Source organism: Faecalibacterium sp. AF28-13AC, from assembly GCF_003478405.1.
GTDB lineage: Bacteria > Bacillota > Clostridia > Oscillospirales > Ruminococcaceae > Faecalibacterium > Faecalibacterium prausnitzii_E.
Window position 1 is genome coordinate 176,939 of sequence record NZ_QUFG01000003.1, and the last position, 23,032, is coordinate 199,970.

Annotated in this window: 21 protein-coding genes; 7 read left to right on the forward strand and 14 right to left on the reverse strand. The window is 47.5% G+C overall.

Annotation, left to right across the window (positions count from 1 at the left end; translation table 11 throughout):
- Positions 1-30 precede the first annotated feature (30 nt).
- The 4 genes from DWY95_RS05325 to DWY95_RS05340 all read left to right on the forward strand — a co-directional run bounded on the left by DWY95_RS05325 (position 31) and on the right by DWY95_RS05340 (position 4,346).
- Positions 31-1,290 carry a saccharopine dehydrogenase family protein gene (locus DWY95_RS05325; protein ID WP_097793184.1) on the forward strand — a complete coding sequence of 420 codons (1,260 nt, stop codon included), beginning with the start codon at positions 31-33 and terminating at the stop codon, positions 1,288-1,290.
- Entirely contained in the window at positions 1,290-2,507 is a 1,218-nt protein-coding gene (locus DWY95_RS05330) for a carboxynorspermidine decarboxylase (RefSeq protein WP_118552670.1), read from the forward strand. The genes DWY95_RS05325 and DWY95_RS05330 overlap by 1 nt, the downstream gene beginning before the upstream one ends.
- A gap of 1,183 nt (positions 2,508-3,690) precedes the next feature.
- Positions 3,691-4,062 carry a type II toxin-antitoxin system RelE/ParE family toxin gene (locus tag DWY95_RS05335; RefSeq protein WP_118552671.1) on the forward strand — a complete coding sequence of 124 codons (372 nt, stop codon included), beginning with the start codon at positions 3,691-3,693 and terminating at the stop codon, positions 4,060-4,062.
- Complete coding sequence (locus DWY95_RS05340) at positions 4,059-4,346, forward strand: helix-turn-helix transcriptional regulator (protein WP_118552672.1); 288 nt, start codon at positions 4,059-4,061, stop codon at positions 4,344-4,346. The genes DWY95_RS05335 and DWY95_RS05340 overlap by 4 nt, the downstream gene beginning before the upstream one ends.
- 146 nt (positions 4,347-4,492) lie before the next feature.
- Here DWY95_RS05340 and DWY95_RS05345 read toward each other — a convergent pair whose 3' ends face one another.
- The 6 genes from DWY95_RS05345 to DWY95_RS05370 all read right to left on the reverse strand — a co-directional run bounded on the left by DWY95_RS05345 (position 4,493) and on the right by DWY95_RS05370 (position 9,590).
- Positions 4,493-4,774 (reverse strand): helix-turn-helix transcriptional regulator, encoded by a 282-nt coding sequence (locus tag DWY95_RS05345; protein ID WP_158577523.1) that lies wholly within the window; start codon positions 4,772-4,774, stop codon positions 4,493-4,495.
- Between the two features lie 297 nt (positions 4,775-5,071).
- The gene (locus DWY95_RS05350; protein ID WP_118552674.1) at positions 5,072-5,425 is read right to left on the reverse strand and encodes a hypothetical protein; all 354 of its coding nucleotides are present in this window, start codon (positions 5,423-5,425) and stop codon (positions 5,072-5,074) included.
- A 157-nt stretch (positions 5,426-5,582) separates the two neighbouring features.
- On the reverse strand, positions 5,583-6,287 hold the full coding sequence (locus DWY95_RS05355; protein WP_118552675.1) for a hypothetical protein: 705 nt from the start codon (positions 6,285-6,287) through the stop codon (positions 5,583-5,585).
- Positions 6,288-6,302: 15 nt separating this feature from the next.
- The gene (locus DWY95_RS05360; RefSeq protein ID WP_118552676.1) at positions 6,303-8,129 is read right to left on the reverse strand and encodes a recombinase family protein; all 1,827 of its coding nucleotides are present in this window, start codon (positions 8,127-8,129) and stop codon (positions 6,303-6,305) included.
- Entirely contained in the window at positions 8,126-8,617 is a 492-nt protein-coding gene (locus DWY95_RS05365; RefSeq protein ID WP_118552677.1) for a hypothetical protein, read from the reverse strand. The genes DWY95_RS05360 and DWY95_RS05365 overlap by 4 nt, the downstream gene beginning before the upstream one ends.
- Positions 8,601-9,590 (reverse strand): AAA family ATPase, encoded by a 990-nt coding sequence (locus DWY95_RS05370; RefSeq protein ID WP_118552678.1) that lies wholly within the window; start codon positions 9,588-9,590, stop codon positions 8,601-8,603. The genes DWY95_RS05365 and DWY95_RS05370 overlap by 17 nt, the downstream gene beginning before the upstream one ends.
- Positions 9,591-9,856: 266 nt before the next feature.
- Between DWY95_RS05370 and DWY95_RS05375 the strand changes: the two genes are divergently transcribed.
- The 3 genes from DWY95_RS05375 to DWY95_RS05385 all read left to right on the forward strand — a co-directional run bounded on the left by DWY95_RS05375 (position 9,857) and on the right by DWY95_RS05385 (position 13,035).
- A complete protein-coding gene (locus DWY95_RS05375; protein ID WP_118552679.1) occupies positions 9,857-10,198 on the forward strand; it encodes a helix-turn-helix transcriptional regulator in 342 nt (113 codons plus the stop codon).
- A 511-nt stretch (positions 10,199-10,709) separates the two neighbouring features.
- A complete protein-coding gene (locus DWY95_RS05380) occupies positions 10,710-12,737 on the forward strand; it encodes a hypothetical protein (RefSeq protein ID WP_118552680.1) in 2,028 nt (675 codons plus the stop codon).
- Positions 12,718-13,035, forward strand: coding sequence for a hypothetical protein (locus tag DWY95_RS05385; RefSeq protein WP_118552681.1), 318 nt, complete (start codon positions 12,718-12,720; stop codon positions 13,033-13,035). Before DWY95_RS05380 ends, DWY95_RS05385 begins: the two co-directional genes overlap by 20 nt.
- Positions 13,036-13,833: 798 nt before the next feature.
- Here the strand turns inward: DWY95_RS05385 and DWY95_RS05390 are convergent.
- From DWY95_RS05390 to DWY95_RS05425, 8 genes are all read right to left on the reverse strand, one after another.
- Positions 13,834-15,504 (reverse strand): AAA family ATPase, encoded by a 1,671-nt coding sequence (locus DWY95_RS05390; protein ID WP_118552682.1) that lies wholly within the window; start codon positions 15,502-15,504, stop codon positions 13,834-13,836.
- A gap of 114 nt (positions 15,505-15,618) precedes the next feature.
- Positions 15,619-17,229, reverse strand: coding sequence for a recombinase family protein (locus tag DWY95_RS05395; RefSeq protein WP_118552683.1), 1,611 nt, complete (start codon positions 17,227-17,229; stop codon positions 15,619-15,621).
- 7 nt (positions 17,230-17,236) lie between these two features.
- Positions 17,237-17,620, reverse strand: coding sequence for a TnpV protein (locus DWY95_RS05400; protein WP_118552684.1), 384 nt, complete (start codon positions 17,618-17,620; stop codon positions 17,237-17,239).
- Positions 17,621-17,639: 19 nt separating this feature from the next.
- Positions 17,640-19,238: a recombinase family protein gene (locus tag DWY95_RS05405; RefSeq protein ID WP_118552685.1), complete on the reverse strand. Its 1,599-nt coding sequence runs from the start codon at positions 19,236-19,238 to the stop codon at positions 17,640-17,642.
- A complete protein-coding gene (locus tag DWY95_RS05410) occupies positions 19,235-20,836 on the reverse strand; it encodes a recombinase family protein (protein ID WP_158577524.1) in 1,602 nt (533 codons plus the stop codon). The genes DWY95_RS05405 and DWY95_RS05410 overlap by 4 nt, the downstream gene beginning before the upstream one ends.
- Positions 20,837-21,145: 309 nt before the next feature.
- Positions 21,146-21,403, reverse strand: a complete 258-nt coding sequence (locus DWY95_RS05415) for a DUF6870 family protein (protein WP_118552687.1) — start codon at positions 21,401-21,403, stop codon at positions 21,146-21,148.
- Between the two features lie 33 nt (positions 21,404-21,436).
- Entirely contained in the window at positions 21,437-22,273 is an 837-nt protein-coding gene (locus tag DWY95_RS05420; protein ID WP_118552688.1) for an ATP-binding protein, read from the reverse strand.
- Positions 22,270-22,971 carry a replication initiator protein A gene (locus DWY95_RS05425; protein ID WP_118552689.1) on the reverse strand — a complete coding sequence of 234 codons (702 nt, stop codon included), beginning with the start codon at positions 22,969-22,971 and terminating at the stop codon, positions 22,270-22,272. The genes DWY95_RS05420 and DWY95_RS05425 overlap by 4 nt, the downstream gene beginning before the upstream one ends.
- Positions 22,972-23,032: the final 61 nt, after the last annotated feature.

A 23,032-nucleotide genomic window follows, 5' to 3' on the forward strand; every position in this document is an offset into this window, starting at 1 on the left:
CGATATATGATAACAAAGGAGAAACCTACCATGAGCAAAGTTCTGATCATCGGCTGCGGCGGCGTGGCTTCCGTCGCCATCCACAAGTGCTGCCAGGTCCCCGAAGTGTTCACCGAGATCTGCATCGCCAGCCGCACCAAGTCCAAGTGCGACAAACTCGCGGCTGAACTGGCCCCCAAGACTGCCACCCAGATCACCACCGCCCAGGTGGACGCCGACAAGGTGGACGAAGTGATCGCCCTCATCAAGAGCTACCAGCCCGACCTCGTGATGAACATCGCCCTGCCCTATCAGGATCTGACCATCATGGACGCCTGCCTGGCCTGCGGCGTCAACTACATGGACACCGCCAACTACGAGCCGGAGAACACGGACGACCCGGAGTGGCGCGCCATCTACGAGAAGCGCTGCAAGGAGGCCGGTTTCTCTGCCTACTTCGATTACAGCTGGCAGTGGGCCTATGCCAAAAAGTTTGAGGAAGCCGGCCTGACCGCGCTGCTGGGCAGCGGCTTCGATCCGGGTGTGACCCAGGCTTACTGCGCCTATGCCAAGAAGCACGAGTTCGACACCATCGACACCATCGACATCCTCGACTGCAACGGCGGCGACCACGGCTACGCCTTCGCCACCAACTTCAACCCGGAGATCAACCTGCGCGAGGTCTCGGCCCCCGGCAGCTACTGGGAGAACGGCCACTGGGTCGAGATCCCGGCCATGAGCATCAAGCGGGAGTACAACTTCGATCAGGTGGGTGAAAAGGACATGTACCTGCTCCACCACGAGGAGATCGAGTCTCTGGCCAAGAACATCCCGGAGGCCAAGCGCATCCGCTTCTTCATGACCTTCGGCCAGAGCTACCTCGACCACATGCGCTGCCTGGAGGACGTGGGGATGCTGTCCACCACGCCCATCGAATTCAATGGGCAGGAGATCGTGCCCATCCAGTTCCTCAAGGCCCTCCTGCCCGACCCCGCCAGCCTCGGCCCCCGCACCAAGGGCAAGACCAACATCGGCTGCATCTTCACCGGCAAGAAGGACGGCAAGGAAAAGACCTACTATATCTACAATGTCTGCGACCATCAGGAGTGCTACCGCGAGGTCGGCTCGCAGGCCATCAGCTACACCACCGGTGTGCCTGCCATGTGCGGTGCCCTCATGCTGCTGACCGGCAAGTGGACCACCAAGGGTGTCCACACGGTGGAAGAGTTCGATCCGGACCCGTATCTGGACGCTCTGGACAAGTACGGCCTGCCCCGTTCTGAGAGCCACGCCCCGGCTCTGGTGGACTGATGCGGCTGCGGGACACGCGCCCGCCCTTTGCCGGGCTGGCGAACCTCTCCGAGACCGCGCTGTCTGCCCTGCCCACCCCCTGCTATCTGCTGGACGAAGCCCAGCTGCGCCGCAACGGCGAACTTCTGCTGGGGGTGCAGCAGCGCACCGGCTGCAAGATCCTGCTGGCACAGAAGGCGTTCTCGAACTTCGACCTCTATCCCCTGCTGGCCCCTTATCTGGCGGGCACCGAGGCCAGCGGCCTCTATGAGAGCCGCCTCGGCCGGGAAACGCTGCCCGACAAGGAGAACCACGTGTTCTGCGCCGCCTACCGGGCCGACGCATTCGACGAGCTGCTGCACTACGCCGACCACATCGTCTTCAACTCGCCCCGCCAGCTGGCCAGATTCGGCCCGACAGCCAAAGCGGCGGGCAAGAGCGTCGGTCTGCGCATCAACCCAGAATGCTCGACCCAGGAAGGCCACGCGATCTACGACCCCTGCGCCCCCGGCAGCCGCCTGGGCACCACCCGTGCCCAGTGGGACGCCGCTGTGCAGGCAGACCCGGCCCTGCCGGGTCTGCTGGACGGCCTGCACTTCCACACCCTGTGTGAGCAGGATTCCGACGCGCTGGCCCTGACGCTGGCCGCCGTGGAAGACCGCTTCGGCGACCTGCTGCCCCGGATGCAGTGGCTGAACTTTGGCGGCGGACACCACATCACCCGCCCCGGCTACGACCTGCCCACGCTGGAGCGCTGCATCACCGAGACACAGACAAAGTACAGCGTACAGGTCTATCTGGAGCCCGGCGAGGCCTGGGCGCTGAACGCAGGCTATCTCGTCACCACGGTACTGGACACCCTGCGCAACGGCGATACCAGCCTTGCCATCTTGGATCTGTCCGCTGCCTGCCACACGCCGGACGTCATCGAGATGCCCTACCGCCCGCCCCTGCTGAACGCGGGCGACCCCGGCGAAAAAACCGTCACCTTCCGGCTCGGCGGCCCGACCTGCCTGGCCGGGGATGTCATCGGCGACTACAGCTTCGACGCCCCCCTCACCGAGGGCGACCGTCTCCTCTTCGGGGATATGGCCATCTACACCACCTGCAAGAACAACACCTTCAACGGTATGCCCCTTCCGCCCATCTGGACGATGGACGCCGCCGGCACCTGCCGCGAGCTTGTAAAGTTCGGGTATGAGGATTTCAAGATGCGGGTGGGAAATAGCAAAAAATAAAATATCCCGCATTCAAACGCGCCCCTTCCCTGTGGCAGACCACATCGGAAGGGGCGCTTGGTTTATGATGGAGCTCACATAACAAAAACACCCTTCCTCTCACGGAGACCCGCAAAAGGAAGGGTGTAGAACTCAAGTTCCTGTTGTCGCACCTATCACAGCATGTTCGTACCAGCAAAGCCGGTACTAGCTGTCATTCAGCACGGCACCTCAAGCACTTTTGAGCGTAGAGCTGTGATTAGCAGTTCTCAGCGAAGTACTTAATGGTACGGACCATCTGAAAGGTGTAGGAGTTCTCGTTGTCGTACCAGGACACGACCTGAACCTGATAGGTGTCATCGTATCTACGCTAAATTTTCACGATTTTTTTGTGATCGTTCATAATTTCGAAACAACAGTTACAGTACCACAACATACCGTTGTCGTACCAAAACCGGCTTGTTCGTACCAAAATTATATCACGTTTTAGCGTCATTTGCAAGGTTTTGCGAAGTTTTTCTCTAGAGTCCATTTTTTGCCTTTCAAAGATGAACTTTTACTGTTGTTTTTGTTCGGAGCACCCGGGGCCCTAGGCTCCCGCCGGGGCGTTCGCCTTCCCGGAGCTACTCCTCCGCCATGTGAAGTTGATATTCGTATGTATCGTTTTTTCCGGATCATTTTTCATTTTCCTGCGCATCAGTCATCGTGCTGCGGCAGGTTGATACGAATTTCTTTCCTGAAAATACAATAGAATCCCATCAAAAATATGTCTTATATACAGATTGCAGCAACAATCTATACGCAGGCTTGCCTTCGTACCTCCTTATTCTGTTTTCTGCTCTATCAGCTTTCGCTGTGGTGGGTTAAGTATAGAGCGCAACCAGAAGCCATTAGCACCTGAAATCACGCTGGCCGTAACGCACCATGACAGGCAGAAACAGGTTGAGGTAAAAAGGTCAAGCCGCGTAAACCCGCATAAAATCAGGCTTTTCTCTGGTTGCCCATATGCGGTTGTCAAGTAAGGAACAAAAATTTTTGCAAAAAAATAAGCCTTTCCAAGCCGAAACCGATACGGTTTCAAACTCGGAAAGACTTCTCTTGTTATTTTTTTGATTTGAGCTTTTCTCTCCTTCTTGACGCGTGATAGCATTTGTGCTATCATATAAATAGAAAATCACATTGCCACTTTGGAGACAATATTCTAATGTATGAGATTGAATTTTACGAAACAGAAGATGGAAAGTGTCCTATCTGGGATTTTCTTGAAGCTTTACGCCTCAAGGCTCCTACCAATAAAGATGCACGGATACAGCACAAACAGGCAAGCCTCTACATTGAACTACTTCAGCAAAATGGAACCCACATGAATGCAGAGATTACGAAGCATCTTGACGATGGCATTTGGGAGCTTCGGCCTGGAAACAATCACATATTCTACTTTTTCTGTCAAAATGATACTTATGTACTACTTCATCAGTTTCGAAAGAAATCTCAAAAAACGCCTAAACGCGAAATTGAGAAAGCAAAAGCAGAGCGCAACGACTATCTTCGCAGAAAGGAGACTGCTAAATTATGAAAACATGGAATGATTACAAAGAATACGTTCGTACTGTAGACCCTGAAACAGCAAAGGACATCAAAGAAACAGAGGAAGTGGCTGCAATTGTCACTGCCATGGTTGAGCAGCGGAATGCGCTTGGCCTAAGCCAACGCGAACTTGCCGCCATGTGCGGTCTGCCGCAATCCTCTGTTGCAAGAATTGAGTCCTGCAAAACAACGCCTAATCTCGGAACCCTCTTGAATATTTTCCAGCACCTCGGATTAACGCTTACTGTTTCTCCCGTCAATCCTACCGTGTAATTTCTTATCACGGAGTCTGCTTCATTCAGCAGGCTCTTTTTTCTTTGTCTGTACTAACATTCCCTTTCATCTTTTCGAGCGAAATTATAGCAGCATTTTCTCCGCGTCATATCATCCCCTAAATTGGCATTTTACCCTGCCACCAATCATTTGCCTTCAATAGTTTTCAGTTCTTCAAGGTAATAGTCGCCATGATAGAATTTAGAAACATCCATATCAAGCGCTTCAATTACCCGACACGCCAAGCCAAAAGAAGAAGTCAAAATGTTTCTTTCCCCAGATTCCAGCCTTTGATATTGACGTAAAGTTATATTGGCTCGATCAGCAACCTCTTGTTGCGTCATCCTTAACATTTGTCGTCTTTCCGATAAGACAGCCGCTGCTGTTGGAATTATCGTTTGAAAACCATCTAAAATTCCACCACTCATAGGAATCGCCCCCTCCATTACGTCCATTTGGTCATATTGTACAACCAATCGGACGTAATGTCAAGTCAAATACTTTTAGAGGTTCAAGCCTATTTTCGATTAACATTCGTTCTCAAATTCATTTTCTTCGAGCGAAATAACAACCGCATTTTTCTCAGCATCATACCGTCCTTTAAATTGATGGTCTTTTTCTACAGCTAGACCATTTGTTTCCAGAAGCGCATGCAAAGAGCCATTCTGAAAAATCCACACTGAATAGGCGGTTCTGCATCCAGTGCGAAACCACCTGTTCATTTTTCACATTACTTTTATTGGAAACACAACTGCATTAAGCTCAGGTAGATACTTACCCTCTACCCTATGAAATTCTAACGGAGAAAAATTGTTTGCCTCAACCAAGCGATCGATGAACTGCTGGCTGCAAATTCGCATATTGCACCTGTTATCCATCAGAAGATTTTCCGGCACCTTAAACGACATCGGATGAGATGCTTCGCAACACGCCACTGCAACAGATTGTTTATCCTTTCCCTGCAGCACACAAACATAGCTTGGACTCCCCAAAATACGAATCACATCTTTGCTGATTGTCAACTGGCTCTGTTTTGCAGAAATCGTCAATCCAAGGCGCATCACTCTCTCATTGCTCATGTAGTCGCCCCTCTCTTCTCATACAGATATTGACCTTTTTCCGTATTTATCGTTTGTGTTGATGATGGGCCTGATGAATTGATTTCGTGGTCTATCCGTTCTGTTTCAGTCGCTGCAGAAGCAGTTGGTTCCACGTCTTCGGCTTCCTTTTTTCCCTCTACTTCTTCATTTTTTCTGCCATGATCGCCGCTTGTGCTTGCTCATCGCCTTGATAGCTGACGATATTTTCAAACATACTCATCTGGTGTGTTGCCACGTAGTCATTGTAAGACCGTCCAATTCTGCCTTTATAAATATCCGGGAAGAATTTGACCTGTTTCTTCTTCACTTCTCCCGTCATTGGGTCTGTAAACTCCTGCGGCTGCGGAGTAAACATAATAGCTTCTTCCAAATCAAAAAGCATGACCAGTCCCTGATCTGAATTAGCCACCCGTCCAAGCACTTTATAGCGGCACTCCCGATTCCAGTTCATCATGCGGAACATCTTTTCCAGAAACTCCAGTGACGAAATAGACTTGTTTACCCATACGCCATTCTTTTGCCGTGCCCATTCTACAGACGCACTATCTTCTTCGGGGCACATAATCAAGGCCATCCGCTTCTTTGCTGTATTGACAATAGGCAAAATGTACTTTATACCCTCAAACAGCCGGATGCAGGCCATATTGAATGTCATTTCGCCGTATTTGATACTGACAGCAGGCTTTTTAACCATAGAAAACTGCGTCCGAGGCGGCAGTTCGTACCCATCGAACTTTTCAAATTCCAGTTCTTCGCTCCTTTCCTTACGAATCTGCGCCAGTTCACGAATCAACTCTACTTCGCGCAGGGATAACTCCTGCCGCTTATCTACTTCAGTCATTTCCTGAGACCTCCATTACATTGACATCAAAAGTTCGTCCAATTCACGCTGAACTTCGTTTCTGCTCGGAATTGCACCAATCATGGGATTTTCTACGACTTGGCCGGATTCCATCACATCACTAACTGTAATGCTCTGAACCCATTTACTCCGATATAACCGACATTTCAGATTCATCGAACACTCTTCAGCCTGCTCATACTGATTTTTCCCAGTCAAAATCCGGGACTCATCCAACTCAAAAAGCAGGAATTTTGCATTTCCCTGACCCCGGCAGATACCACGGCACTGGTAACGGCAATTCATTTTCCAGTTCAACGTTTGAAGGATCAGGCCAGAAAACGCTCTGGCTGAAAAGGCACTATGAACGTCATTGTCATCTTGCCAGTGCATCGTCGTTGAAAAGCCGTGATTGCTCTTTCGCAAAATCACGACCTGCAGAACCGGATGATAGAGCAGTTCCACATACTCGCAGTCGTCCAACCGGCTATGGCAGGCCTTGCTGAAACGGATTCCATTTTTAGAAATCGTCATAACCGGGCTGCTCTGGTTGATAAAGCAAGCACCTGAAACCGTCATATATTCAGATTGAAGTGCCTTTCCCAGTGTTGCCCCAGCCCTCATCTCTGCTATATCGTTCAGTTTCATCACCTCTTCCGGCAGATAGGTGCTCAGGCAAAGGCAGCGGATGCTTTCAACACTGATGCCGCTCCAATTCGGATGGATGCCAACAAAGCCTTTCAATGTTCCCTGCTGGATCACCACAATATCCTGCACACCGCACTTCTTCCTGCTGGATGCCACCAGATGTGCAGCCCGTGCAATTTCCGGCGAAACGATTGCTTCATGGTGTTCCGGAACATAGGCAGAGCAGCGATTCCCATTATTCTTTGTAACCTTGCCCAGCTTGTAGTCCACCACGATGCTCTTCCGGGCTTCCAGATCACCCCAGCGGCGTTCATTTTTCATGATATTTGCCACCATCATGCCATTCCACTCCTGCTTGCCACGCAGGGTGCTACGCTTCTTCTGCGTCAGCACTGCCGCAATTTGATCGCAGTTATAACCATAGATAAACGCCAGAAAGATAAAACGCACCGTCTTTGCTTCTTCCGGCTCAATTACCAACTGTCCATCTTTGGTATGCCGATACCCCATCAGGTCGGCCACCGGGTACTGGCCTGTCATAATGCGCTGGTCATACGAAAGGATCATGCGGCGGCTCTTATTGCCCGATTCCCAGTCCGCCAGAAGCGCCTGAATGTCAAGGCTGTATTGGCTACTTGGATTCAGCGTGTAGATATTCTCTGTTTCAAAGTACACACCGATGGGATGTGCAGGATGCATAGTTTTCAAAGCTGCGATCTGTGTCATGCAATCCGAAAAATTCCGGGCAAAACGTGAAATGCTGGCACAGATAATCAAATCCATCTTCTGGTCTTTGGCATCCCGCATCATGCGCTTAAACGCATCCCGTTTCCGCAGTGAAGTACCCGATTTTCCTTCATCGCTGTAAATATCCTGCAAATTCCAGTTTTCTGTTTCTGCAATCTTTTTGGTGTAATATAGAGTCTGGTTTTCAATGGAAGAAATCTGTTCTTCGCTGGAAGTGCTGACACGGGCATAAACGGCCACACGCTTCAGGTCGCTGTCATAAATCGACGGTGTCGGTTTCGCCGGACGAAAGTAGTCTTTTGCCGTTTTCTGGCCCTGTTCTGCCTGCTTATGGATTCTGTCACGAATTTCAGCTTTTCTCTTTTCGGACTCCAAATGCCTACTCTGCCAGTCTGCTCCACACGGCAGCATGTCCACATCTTCTGCTGGGATATGTTCTACGTTCATTTTTCTTCAGCCTTTGTCATTTCATCTTCCAGTCGAATTCTCCACTCAAGATAATATTTCCTTCGGATTGATGTATATTTTTCGGCCAACTCTTTCAGGTTCTGACGCTGATTTTCAACATCAAGAATCGTGTCGATTCTCTGGTCGTCATCATCTGTAACAATGTCCACCCGCATCGGCATATCAAACAGATATTTCAGCAGAAAACAGAAATCACAGGTATTCGCTGCAAGGTAGGCCCTTGTCTGTGAAAAAATCAGATTGACGGCACCCTTTTTGCAATCTTTGAGCAGATGCACCATTTCCGGGCGTTTATAAATTTCCTTATTCCCTGTGATGTCAATATAAACACCAACCAGCTTTTTATCGCTATCAGTTTTAAACTTTTCAGCATAGTAGGAACTGTGATAGGCTACTGCTGCATCCTTAGCGCGTTCCCACAGTTTTGCAAGTTTCACATAGCCGCCAACCTTATACTTGCGATCCATTCATAGCACCTTCTTCCGGCTGAACGCTCCAATACCATTTCCGCTTTTTCTGGTAGCAGTGGATTCCCATTTCTGTTTTTACCATCCGCGCTACTCGTTTGCTGACACCTTCATTATCTAAGCGACAATACATTTCATTTGCGCTCATATCGCCTTTTTCAAGGAAATGCTTAATCCAGTAGACAGCTTTCTGTTGCTCGGTATCAAATTCAGGTTCGGTGTCCGGCTGTTGTTTTTCAAAGAGCTGTGGCCTACATTCAAGCCACTGAAAACCACTTTCGGCAGAAATAGAGAAACGGATGTCTTCTGCCGTAGGCGCAAGACTGTTTTTGATTTGATGTACGATTCTTATATCAGGGTTCTCTGTATCTCGCTCCACCTGCAGGACGCTTCGTGCTGCTGCCACAACATCAATGCTGCCAAGGCTGCGGTACAGCCCTTTGGAGCCTTCTTTTTTATTGAGGTGCCCAATCAGAACAATAGCGCAGTCGTAGCCAACAGCCCACATTCCAAGGCGGCGCATAAGTTTCCGTGCCCTGCCTGCGATCTGCAAATCTGAATCACTGCCAAGATAGGCCTGAATTGGATCGATCACGACCAAGCGCGGCCGGAATTCAATGATTGCCTGACGGATGCGCTCATCGTCCAATGTAAGGCCGTTATAGACTTCTTCATTGATGAAAGCGATCTTCCCGCAATCTGCTCCGCAGCGTTCCAGACGGGGCTTTATCGTGTCTGAAACGCCATCCTCGGAGCACTGATAAATCACCTTTTGCGGCGCACCGATCTTACAGCCATCCGGGGTCTTACCTCCTGTTGAAAGTTCCGCAATCAGATTCATCATCATGCTAGACTTTCCATCGCCGGGATCACCCTGCAGCAGTGTGATTTTCCCGATTGCAATAAAGGGATACCACAGCCACCGTACATCCGTTGACTGAACTTCGCTATACAGTGTCAGCAGCCTTTCCATTTCGTTTTCCTCACTTTTTTGTAGTTTGGTTTCACGCTTTTATTATACGCTTGTCAGATATATTTTTCTGTGAACCAGCAGTTCACTTGTACCCTAAAATGTGAACTACTGGTTCACATTTTTGCCTCAGAAGCCACCTCCGCTAAAAGGGAAAAGAAAAATTCTGATTTCTATGCGGATCGATCTTTTGGTTTTTCTTGATACATTTTTTCATAAGTCAAATAATTAAAGTATCTTATGCGGGCATTTGAAAGGAAGATCACTATATGTCCGTAAATCGTACTTCTCTAGGAAAACGAATCAGCTTCTACCGTTCAAAATCGAATCTGACACAGGAAGATCTTGCCGCAAAAGTCAACTGCAGTCGTGAATACATTGTCCAAATCGAAAATGGCACAAAGGTTCCAAGCCTTTCTGTTCTTGTTGAAATTGCCAACACATTATCCGTTTCCGCAGATGAGCTTTTGCTCGACTGTCTTGAACATTCTTCTTCCTCTGCAAACTCCGAATTTCACCGCTTACTGCTGGACTGCAATGAAACTGAACAGACTGTCATTATTCGCATGGCAAAAGAGTTAAAGGCCGCTCTTGTCAGCCTTGGAATTTAACACCTATCCGTATTAAATTTGCAAAATAAAAAAGCCCGCATAAGCTGCAGACGCACCCTCGAATCCTCCTGGGTGCTGTCTGTGATTTATGCGGGCTTCGCTTTTATTGCCGGAACACTGTATTCACCTTAAATCAGGAAATCGCCGCATGTTCTTGTTGGGCGAGTTGACGATGTTGTACGAGGTGAACATGTTCGCCCAATTAGTGCAAGTGTAAATGGTTGCAATGTTTTAATGATAAAGATCATCCGTACAAATTCCTATTATAGCAGTTATGCTTATATTTGCAACACCTCACTGTCTGTGTTGCAGTAACCATTCGATTTTTTCAATAATACAGAAATAGTATTCTGTTTTAGCTCGTGTAGTAAACGAGCTAAAACTAAAGTGGCCTCAAATATTTGCAATAAAGGAATAGAGTTGCTATAATTACACTAAAGATTAATTGGACACATAATTATTAGCAGAAGAGCGTTCTAAACAGGCACGGAAAAGATTGGAGATGTTAAACATGAAAAAGTCGGATCTTCATATCCATACGGTTTCCACCAAAAGGGACAAACCATTTGAGTTTTCGATAGAAAAGCTAAAAGGCTATGTCATACAGGAAAAAGTAGATTTGATTGCGATAACCAATCACAATCTGTTTGATGCCCAGCAATTCAGCGATATCACGAATGCCCTACCCATTAAAGTCTTTCCTGGCATCGAAGTAGATATAGAAGCTGGCCACCTGATTGTCATTACCGATCCATCTGACATAGATGATTTTACAGAAAAGTGCGCGAAAGTTTATCGCCTTAACGGAACAAGTGAAGATTCATATATTTCCGAAGCACAATTTATGGAAATATTTAATAATCTCGGAAAATATATCCTTATTCCTCATTACGAGAAAGATCCAAAGCTCTCGTTCGAGAGGGTTCCTCAAATCAGCCCATATATTAAGTGTGGGGAGGCATGCAGTGCAAAGAAATTCATCTATATGCAGTCTAAAAGTGAAAAATTAGTTCCTGTACTATTTAGCGATTGGAGAGTTGAAGAAAAAGCACAGTTTCCTTCAGGAAGGCAGACCTATATCGATATAGATGACATTAATATGATGTCACTTAAATATGCATTAACCGATAAGGCGAAAGTATCACTGAAACCGGAAGATGGAAACTCTCTATTCCAAATCCTCGACAATGGTTTGCAAATCTCAACTGGATTAACTGTACTTTTAGGAAAGCGTTCGTCTGGCAAGACTTACACGCTCGATCAAATCAATGCGCAATTCCCCGGCGGCAAGTACATCAAACAATTTTCGTTGTTATCGACGGATGATGAGCAATCTCAGCGAAAATTCGAGGCGGCATTAAAAAATAGGGGAAACTCTGTAACAGAAAGCTATTTGGGGCCGTTCAAAACGGTTGTTGATGATGTGCAATCCGTCAATCTGGAGCAAGATGCGAAAGAAATAGACGAATATTTAGAGGCGCTGAAAAAGGCCGGAGAAGATGCACAGCGGCAAGACATCTTCTCCAAGGCAAATCTCTATCAAGAATCAAATTTTAGCATCAAAAATTTATCCTCCCTTGTCGAAATGATTGAAGCCGCAGAGACTTTACTGGGCTCAATTGAATACAAGGAGTTAGTTGAAAAGTATGTTGGCAGGCGTTCGCTTTTGCGTTTAGCCATTGCATTAAGAGAGCAATATATTCAAGAAAAGACGGATTCGCTGCACAAAGAATATGTAAATAGTCTTATCACATCGGTAAAGAAGGAACTAAGTGTTCGCTCTTCTACAACCGCTGTGCCAGATATAGATTTGTACCAAATCCTCATGAACCAGCACAAGGTACAGGTCTTCCGTGATGTGGTGAAAATGATAAAAGAGCCTCGTGTTATTCAAGCGCAGAATTTGTATTCTTACAGAGTAGTTGCCCAAAGTAGTCCATTTTCGGGTGCGCTGGCGATGCAGAAAGTTAGCCGAACCAGGACCGGCTTCTCCGATGCATTTAAGGAGTACTATGATCCGTACAAATTCCTACAAGTTCTGAAAGGGAAGGATATTCCAGCTTCGGAGTATTATAAGTACTTTGTTAACATTACCTATGAAGTATTTAACCAGTATGGAAGTCCTGCGTCCGGCGGAGAACGTTCCGAGTATAATTTGCTTCAAGAACTGTCAGATGGAGTTAAAAACAACATTTTGATTCTTGATGAGCCAGAGTCTTCGTTTGACAATATATTCCTTAGAGATGGAGTAGATAGCCTGCTTAAAGACATATCAAAAACTATTCCGGTAATTATTGCAACGCATAATAATACAATTGGTGTTTCTGTTCACCCAGATTACATCGTTTATGCCTGCAAAGAGGTCTTAAGTGACGGAAAACTTGAATATCATTTGTATTCGGGTTATCCTTCAAGTGAGGATCTGGTTGATTTAAAAGGCAATCATATACCACGAAAATCGGTATTGTTGGATTGTCTTGAGGCTGGTGAAGCAGCCTATATGGATCGGAGGAATTCTTATGAAATACTTAATGGTTGATAATGGAAGAGTATTCTATTCTTTGGACGGAAGTGCAGCAAGCAAAAAGCCAATCGACCAGATTAGCAAGGACGATTTGCTTATACTTTTGAAACTATCTATTTCTGAAGAATCCTTCGAAATGGATCCCTACAGCACCGAATCTGTTCACAATGCAGCACACCAAATTATTTACAAAAATATCTATCAGAAATTTGAAGATATCAGATTGCATAGGGTAAGTTTCGAGGATGAAAAGGTAAATCTTTACCGAACTGCGATAAATAGATACTCTTCTGAGCTTTCTGAATACAAGTAAGTATAAAAAGACTCATAGCAGTCGAGGATAAAACAAAAAAACAGCCTTGTCTTTCGCAAGAAAGACTAGGGCTGACCCTGTTCTACCATATCACTGTTAGAACATGATTTGAACTGTCGCATCCCGAATCAAATCAATAAACTGATCTTTCGTTATAACTTCTTTACGGCAGATAATCGACTTATCCGCTTGCTGCCGTGTATAAGTCAATTTTCTATCATTGCGGCGAAGTTGCCGCACCGCATCCAAAGTCAAGACTCCCTCACGATACATCTGGCACAAAACAAAGTCATTTGACTTAACGCCCACCGAAATCGGAGAATCCAGCGCAGGAGTAAATTCAGAATTTCCTATTAAGATGCGCTCTGCATTCGTTTGGAACTCATGCGTATTGCCTATCTTGAAAACGGAGTCAAGACTCCCAGTTTGCCAATCTTGGTTGATCTCGCCAATGCTCTACATATTTCTGTCGATGCGCTACTGGTTGACAGCCTCGATTATTCTCTTTCTTCCTCTGATTCCAATTTACATCGTCTCTTATTAGACTGCGATGAAACTGAACAGACTGTCATTATTCGCATGGCAAAAGAGTTAAAGGCCGCTCTTGTCAGCCTTGGAATTTAGCACCTATCCGTATTAAAATCGCAAAATAAAAAAGCCCGCATAAGCTGCAGACGCACCCTCGAATCCTCCTGGGTGCCGTCTGTGGCTTATGCGGGCTTCGCTTTATAACTCTTTTTCTGCGTTTTAACTTATTTTAAGTTATAATACAAAATTCAAGTTAAGCTTTGCTGTGAATCACTTTTTCTTTACCATGCAGCGTTTTTTAAAGAACGAAATACCGTAGCAAAGGATTTGATCGTAGTCATCCTCATACTCTTTTGCATACATCCGATCATCAATTTGCTGCAACGCTGTATCGCACTCACTCTCCAGATTTTCCAAAACCTTCGTATACTTCGCCTCAAAGATTGCAACGCGGGCATTGATGGAATCGTAGACGACCACATCGCTTCGTCCTTCGCCATGTTCCTTATTGGAATCCACCATGTATCCTGCACCTGTGAAGATGCCCGCAAGGAATGCGTGGTAGAAGTCCTCCCGATAGTCATGGTAGCTAATGGTGCGCCGGAGCAGAGCATTCATTTCCTTGGTAATGCCTTCGCTGTCACCGTTCCAGACTGCATCAAACAAAGCATTTCGATTCCACTTCTTCGTACTGTCATCGAACCATTTGATGACTGTTGTTTCAAAAATCTCTTTGATTTCTGCATTAGGAATCATAAGGGCAACCATGCCATCCGACAATTCGCCTTTATAATCGCCTTCACGAGCTTTGGTCAAGTACCCTGTCAGATACAGCGTACTCCAGAGATTATCTTCTGAGGAATGCAGGTAGTCATAGGTCAGGTTTTCATCCACACGCTGAACAATGTAGCCGCCAGCCATCAGGGTTTCAAGTTTATTTGTGATTGTACTCCCCGCATAGTCAATAAAGGAACGGATGATTGCATTGTCGCTGGTGTTCTTCCAGTAGCTGATAGGCTTAGCCTTCGGGTTGCGCTGTAATTCCAGCATATAGTTCATTACATCCCACGGGCAGTAAACATCAAAGGCTCCGAAATGGTATCCATCATACCATTTTTTGATATTCTCAGCCTGCTCTGTCAGGTCGGCATCCTTTAGCAGCTGGTCAACCTCGCTCTGTACAAATCCGAAATACTCGTTCAGACGAGAATTTGTAATAGTATCCGATACAAAATTGTTGGTTCCTGTAAAGATGCTCTCTTTCGCAATCTTTAAGCAACCCGTAACAACTGCGAATTGAAGTGCTTGATTGTCTTTTAGGGCCTGCATTAAGCCTTTCATAATATCGAGCATTTCAGTATAGTAACCGTTATTGTTTGCTTTCGCTACAGGAACATCATACTCATCTATAAGAAGAATTACTTTTTTGTTGTAATGCTTATTTAGCAGCAATGTTAAAAATTGAATCGAGCGCAGCACATCCGTCTTTTCCGCTTTTCGATCACTTATCTGCTGAAAAAGAAATTTTTCTTGTTTGCTTATCACCTGACTATCCAACAAATACGTGTGATTCTGATACAGAAGAGTAATTTCATAGACAAGCTGCTGATATGCATCCATAAAATTCAGACCATCTATCTGCCGGAATGAAATAGAGATTGTCGGATACTGGTTCATCCACGCATCACATAATGCCTGATGCTCTGCAATTTCTAGCCCTTCAAACAGTTTTCTGCTGTTCTTTCGGATGTCGAAGAAGTTTTCCAGCATACTCATGCCCAATGTCTTACCGAATCGTCTGGGGCGAGTAATAAGCGTCACTTTCGTTCCGGTTCTACTGAGCAGTTCGCTAATCAGTCCCGATTTATCAATATAGTAATACCCATTTTTACGAATTTCTTCAAAATCCGAAACTCCAACGGGAATATTCATTTCTTTCATCTCTGCTGCCCCTTTCACGTAGCCATGCACAGACTTTTCGTTGCTTCTATGATACCATGAATCTCGTGTTCTTACAAGAAAAACTCTAATTGCCGCGTTAGTTTTGCCTACGGCTCATTCTGCATGGTCTGCCAGCACATCTTCAAATGTAAAATGGATTTTCACACGTTCATCGTTGAAAACCTCGATGCGGTCAATAAAGGCTTCCACCACATTCTGTGACAAATGCATCACATCGCCTGCTTCTCCCACCGTATTCATCATGGCTTGCAAATTATCCGTATCCTTTTTCACAGGCTGGAAAATTTGATCTTTCTCGGTACGCAGCCTTTGAATCTGCTCCATTCTTTCATCTTCCTGCACTCTGTAGGCATCTCTCTGCCGGATGAATTCTTCCTTGCTCATATTTCCGTCGGCATACTGCTCATACAGTGCAACACGAAGTTTTACGAGCTCTGCCTTTTCTGCACTCAGCTTTTCTTCCTGCCGTTCCAGTGCGGAAAAGATGATCAACGCTTTGCGTTCCCGTTCGTGCAGGATTTCCAGCATATGCTCCGCCTGCTTTATCTGCACTGTCAGCGCGTTTCGGACAATCTCTTCCAGCATTTTCTCAGAAATCGGGATTCGCTTGCAGGGGCTGTCCACCGCCGTGGCTGAAAATCTGCAGTTAAACGAGGGATCAAGTTTCTTGAGAACACGATATTTCATCAATTTCCGGCAATAGCCACAGTAGACCTTTCCCTTCAGCGGATACTGGCGTTTTGTGTAGTTCCCTGCCTGATGATTTCCATGCTGCAGCATAATGACCTTTTGCGCCTGTGCAAATTCTTCTGGGGTCACAATAGCGGCATGGCTGTCCTCGATTCGTACCTGCTGTTCCAAGGGAGCGCGCAGGACCCGATGTTTGCACGGAACAGGCATAATGAATTTCGCGCCCACGTAGGTTCCCTTATACTTCTCATTTTTCAATATATGGTAAACCATTCCGCTTGTCCAGTGGCTGCGCTGCAAGTCCCATGCTTTCTGCTCGCTGTACACATGGTTTTCCGACACATGATACACTGCCGGGGTTGGAATCTGCTTTTCGTTCAGGATTTTTGCGATGGTCCCCGTCCTGTTTCCCTGCAATGCCAGTTCAAAAATCAGGCGCACATACTGGCTGGCTACCGGGTCTAGGATCAGCTTATGGCAGTCATTTGGGTCCGGCAGGAATCCAAACGGGCGGTATCCTCCGAGATACATTCCTTTTCTCTGCATCACATGGTCTGCTGCTGCGATTTTGGCAGAAAGGTCCCGGCTGTAGGATGCGTTGATGATGTTCTTAATGGCTACTTCCAGTCCGCGTACATCGTTTCCGATCTGCATTCCACTGTCATAACCATCGTTGACGGAGATGAAGCGAACGCCCAGCAATGGGAAGATCCGCTCCATATAATCGCCTGCTTCGATGTAGTCACGGGCAAACCGGGAAAAGTCCTTTACGATAATCGTTTTCAGCTTTCCATCCTGCGCATCTTGAATCAGCCTCTGAAACGCCGGGCGGCTTGTAGAGGTTCCAGAATAGCCGTCGTCCACGTACTCCTGAAGCGGCTCTTTTGCCAGTTCGGGGCGGGCCATGATGTACCCCTCTACCAGTCCGCGCTGGCCCTGAATGCTGTTGCTTTCGACCTTATCAGCCCCCACATCCTCGTCCGCAAGGGAAAGCCGGTAATAGGTTCCGATCATCTGCTGCTCACCGCCTTTCAAACGTGTAGATCAATTCCGTCTTTACGATTTCCGCTGCACGATTTTCCAGATTGCTCATGCGGCGCACCCACTCCATCTGATTTTCTTCTTTCAGTTTTTCCGAGACACCCTCCCGCTGGCTCAGTTGCTCGATCAAAACCTCATATCGTTCCGCTGCCTGCTCTTCCACATTTGCTAAAACAGTATCCAGTTTTCCGCTCAGCAGCAAACTCTGGTAATTGGCTGGTTTTCGTAGTTTCAGGTACGCCTTGTGCAGCATTCCCCATCGGCCAATCGGACGGGTCCGTGGCAGTTTCAAGGCTGGCAGATAATAATCACCCACCAAGACATATTCCATTCCTGTCCGGGCATCATAGATTTTCTCTTTCATTGTCTGTTCTCCTTTTTCGTTAAAACACAAATTCCGTATAAGTTATTTTCCTGCGGTCCACTTCAATTTTCTTTACATACTGCAGCAGATTATCTACCGTCAAAAGGACTTCGGTGTTTCCTGCGATCTGCTTTTTCTGCTGCAATTTTTCTTGAACGACGGCCAGTTCTTTCTCTTTTTCAGCTTTTGTCTGTCTGAATGTCTCAATTTCATTTTCTGCATCCTGCTTCAGTTCCAGAAATTTCTCCTTTGAAAGTTTTCCGAGAACATACCGCTCATAGCCGCTGCGCTTCTGCGATTCCAGCCGAACGATATTGCCCGACACCTGTTCCATTTCACGGCTCAATGCAACTTTCTTTGTTTCAAGATTGCTTTTTCCCGAATTCTTCTGCATCAGCTTTTTCAAGTACTTATGTTCTTCTAACCGCTGGTACAGTTCCTTATGGATGCCGTTCCAGAGGTCTTTCTCTGAAATTGAAACATGGCAAGATGCACAGTAAAAATACAGCGTACCATCACTTTGCCAATGACAAACCAATTTTTCTCCGCACTTTTTGCAAAAGATTCTGCCTTTGAAGATGTTCGGATTGTTCTTTCTGCGCTGTCTGCACCACTTTTTTCGCTCTTCCTTGACTGCTTGCTCGGCTTCCCGTAATGCGGAAACTTCATCAAACAGTTCCCAGCTGATAATCGCCGGATGGCTGTCCGGCACCATCCGCCAGCTTTCCCGTGGATTCTGCCCGATTTTCCGATTCGTTTCATCGTAGGCGATGCGGTTATAGACCATTGTTCCTGTGTAGATTGGATTTTCCAGCACCTTTGTCACGAAAACGGTCTGCCATGCTGGGTCCTTTACCCGCAAGGTGTTTTTCAGGTATCCCAGCTGACAGCGGCGTGTAAAAGGTGTCTGGATTCCCTGCGCAGACAGCTTCTTTGCAATCTCGCGCTCTTTCATGCCGGATTTCTTCCAGAGGAAAATCTGTATCACCACATCGCTGACTTTCTCATCCAGAACCAAATGATTCTGCTGATTTCTCTTGTAACCGAACGGAACCGGGGTATAGATTTCTCCCCGCGCTTCCTTGGAGCGAAAGCACGACTGGATCTTCTGGGACAGGTCTTTCGAGTACATTTCGTTGATCATGCTCTTGATCGGCACCAGCATCCCGTCACGGCTCTGGTTGTTCAGGCTGTCATAGTTATCGTTGATGGCTATAAATCTTACGCCAAACAGCGGAAACACCTGTTCCAGATACTGGCCTGTTTCCACGAAATTGCGGCCCAAACGCGAGAAGTCCTTTACCACGATGCAGTCGATTTTCCGCTCCTGCAGTGATTTTAGAAGCCTCTCAAATTCCGGGCGGTCAAAGTTCATCCCTGTGCACCGCTTGTCCGCAAACACATCCAGCAGCATCAAATCATCCCGGTGGTTGATATACTCTTTGATGTAAGAAATCTGCACTTCCAGCGATTCCGTATCCCGAAGTACATCATCAAAATCAGACAGTCGTGCGTAAATTGCGGTTTTCCAGATACGGTGCGGTGCGTTCTCCGCTTCCCGCTGCGCCGCACTTACCTTCTTGCTTACTCTTGCCATATGTCCAGCCTCTCCTTTCATGCAGATACTTCATGCTGTGTCTGCTGCTTCTGATGCAGTTCTTCCAGCAGGTCCGCAATTTCATCGTGGAATCGGAACGTAATTTCTACCCGATTGCCCTCATACACTTCGATTTTCTCAATCAGTTCCACGACCATCGGGCGGGTGATTTCTTCCAATTTTCGATACTTACGGTACACATCCAGAAACGGATAAGCATTTGGAGCAGTCTGTAAATTTCGTTGTTCCGCTTCCAGTTCTGTGATTTTGTGGTCATACTCTTCAATCCGCTTGCTGTACAGTTCGTTGTAGTTCAGAAAATCCTCCCGTGTGAGGATTTCGTCTGCGTAATCCCCGTACAGCTTTTCCTTAATGCCTTGTGTATGAGCCTTTTCTGCGGTCAGCTGCCGAATCTGCCGTTCGATGCACCGCACACGGTAGGGTTCCTGCTGGGCCTGCCGGATGCTTTCTACAAACTTTGCTTCCTCCATCACGATTTGAATCTGCATCTGGAGCGCGTTCCGCACGATGTTGTAGAGCTTTTCATCCCGCAGGTTATGGCTCGTGCAGCTGCCCTTGTTCTGCTTGCTGCCGGAGCACTGATAATAGATATACCGCTTTCCTTTATAGCTGGCCGACCTGCGCACTAGCCGGCTGCCGCAGTCCCCACAGTAGAGAAAGCCTGCAAACAGGGCCACCGTTTCGGCATCGTTCGGCCTGCGGGTTTCGGTTTCCAGAATCCGCTGCACCAGTTCAAACTGCTCTGCCGGAATGATTGCTTCATGGGTGTTGTCCACGATTGTCCAGTCCCGCATCGGCACATTCATTTTCTTTTTGGAGCGATAATCCAGTCGCCGGGTCTTTCCCTGCACCAGCTTCCCGGTATAGACCTCATTGTGCAGAATACGGTCCACTGCCTTGGCAGACCACGGCGGCTCATCGCTCTTGCGGAAATGCAGGCTCAGCTTTGCGCCGCTCTGCAGCTTTCGCGCGGCTGGAGACGGCACCTTTTCCGCATTCAAGCGGTCTGCAATACCCTGATTATTCATGCCGCTGATCTTCCAGCGGAAAATATCTTGCACCGTTTCCGCTGCCAGTTCATCCACAATTAGCCTGGTATGATTGGCAGGATCCTTCCGGTATCCAAACGCTGCAAAGCTCCCCACAAAATCGCCGCGCTTGCGCTTAACCGCAAGCTGGCTCTTGATTTTGACGGAAATATCCCGGCAGTAGGCATCGTTGAGCAAGTTCCGCATCGGAACCATGATGGAATCGCTGGTTTTCCACGCAGATTGACTGTCATAGTTGTCTGTCACAGCAATCAGCCGGACCCGCATGACCGGGAAAATCCGTTCCAGATAGCGTCCCACTTCAATGTAATTCCGTCCAAAGCGGGACAGATCTTTCACCAGAATGCAGTTGATAGTCCCTTGTTCCAGTTCCCTGAACAGGTTTTGGAACGCAGGCCGTTCAAAGTTCGAGCCGGAGTAACCATCGTCCACAAACTCATCCACGATGCACAGTTCCGGGTGGTCTATGGCATAGGCTTCCAGTAGTGTGCGCTGGTTTGCAATACTGTCGCTCTCTGTCTTATCGCCATCCTCACGAGACAAACGCAAGTACAAGGCTGTACGGTATCGGGTTGTATTTTGCTGTGTTCTCTTCTGCAAATTCACATCAGGGTATAACAAAAGCCTTCCACCTCCTTAACGAATCGGCAATACTGTTCGTCAGAGAAGCGAAAGGCTCCACATTTTTCTATGTAGAACAAGCCTGCCGAGCAAACTTTACTCAGCCGGCACATTCCTATTTTCTTACCCACAAACAGCTTACCAGAATCATCATCTTTTGTCCAGTGCTTTATCGCATTAAAGTGTGAAATTTTCTGTGTGATTTTTCAGCAGCTTGCCGAAGTCTTATCTGCCTTTTCAGCTGGCAGACTGAAAGCATCGGCCAACGCGCTCAGACAGTGTGCTGCTCCCTCTCGGTGCGAAATTCAGCTTCACAATAATTCCGTTGTCCAGATAGCAATAAGGATTTCGGACCTTATCCAGCAGATTTTTCAGCCTTTCCTCCTGTGGCAGTCCGTGTTCCACTGCATCCTGCGGCAGTTCCTCCAGTTCAGACTGTTCAATCGTGCGGATGTCCCGGTTCTTCATCTGGTAGATCTGCTCCAACCAATTCATTCTGCCGTTTTCTTGCAATCGCGTTCCTCCCATTCAAGCCAGAAGTGTTTTCAGTAAATCCAATTTTGCCTGTCCTATATCCTTTCTCATGCTGGGGCCTGTGCAGGCAATCGGGGTACACAGTTCCAGCAGACGGTCATAGATACGGGCGTGGGCGGTATCCTGCGGATTCTTCAACTCCGTCAGGGTCAGGTTCGTGGTAACGATCAGTGGTTTCCTGCTGCGGTAACGGCTGTCGATGATGTTATAAATTTGCTCCAGCGCATATTCCGTGCCCCGCTCCATGCCGAAATCGTCAATGACAAGCAACGGATAGCCGCAGAGCCTGTCCACGACTTCATTTCGCCCGGAAAAGGCGTTATTCAGTTCATTCATGATTCGGGCAAAATTCGTCATGCAGACGGCCACTTCCTGTTCCATCAGGGCATTGGCAATGCAACCCGCCATAAAACTCTTGCCTGTACCAACACCGCCCCAGAGCAGCAGCCCCACATTCTTTTCCCGCATTTCCGGCCAGTGGGCCACATACCGCTGTGCCAGCTGCATCTGTGGATTTTGCCCGTGATCGTTTGCAAATGTCCAGTGCTGCATCGCCCAGTCGGTAAAGCCCTGCAGCTTCAGCCGCTGCACTTTCTCGTAATGCAGCCTTGCATGTTCTTCTTTCTCTTGCTTTTCCCTTGTAGCCTGCCTGCACTGGCATTCAGCCGGATGGCGGTCACGCCCAAACAACTTTCTGCCGTTCGGGAAAAATGCTTCTTTTGGTGTATTGCAAGTGCCGCAGTACAGCAGCCCATCTTCTGCAACATAGTCCTGCGGTTCCACAGAGATCGTCATAAGCCTGTCCATCGCTGTCTGGATCGTTTCCGTCATAAACTTTCCTCCTTGTTGTAGGTATAGTCCGGGATACCTGCTCCCGGTTTCTGTTGTCTTTTCTTCCGTGCTGACCAGCTACGCAGGGTCGCCGCATGGTCTGCGTACTTCCTGCCTGTAGACTGCATATAGATTGAAAGGTCATCAATCAGGGAATCTAACTCTGCAATTTCCATTTTCAGTTCTGAATAATCTTCCAGATAGACATTCCGATAACGCCCATATGCTTCTTTGGTTCTACTCAGTTGGTTCAATCTTAGGTTGTTCTTATTTATTTGGTTAGGTGTGCAGTTTTGCGCAATCGTATTGCTCACTTTTGAGCAATCAGGCTGCTCATTTTTGACCATCTCGACTGTGCATTTCTGCGCAGTAGATGGGAAGCTTAGGAACACCTGGTTTGGCTTGGAAAAGCCATTGGACCGCCGTTCGATCAGCCGTGCGGCTTCCAGTTCCCGCAGGGCACGGGTGACACTGGAAATGCTGCTCTGAAGATCTTCCGCCAGCCCTGCCAACGGATAGAGCACATATGCCCGGCCCTGCACATCCACCCAGCCGTTCTTCTGCGAAAGGGTCATGCGGTCCAGCAGCAAAACATACGTCAATCGTGCCGTATGTGAAAGGCTCATCTGCAGCAGAAATTTCGGATAAGGGAAATAAGCGGGCAGTGGGGTTTGTGCCTTGATGTACTCTTTACTCAAACTTCCTCCTAATCGTTTTCAAAAGTCCCTGCCGAATGGGAAAGTCCTGCACGGGCTTACG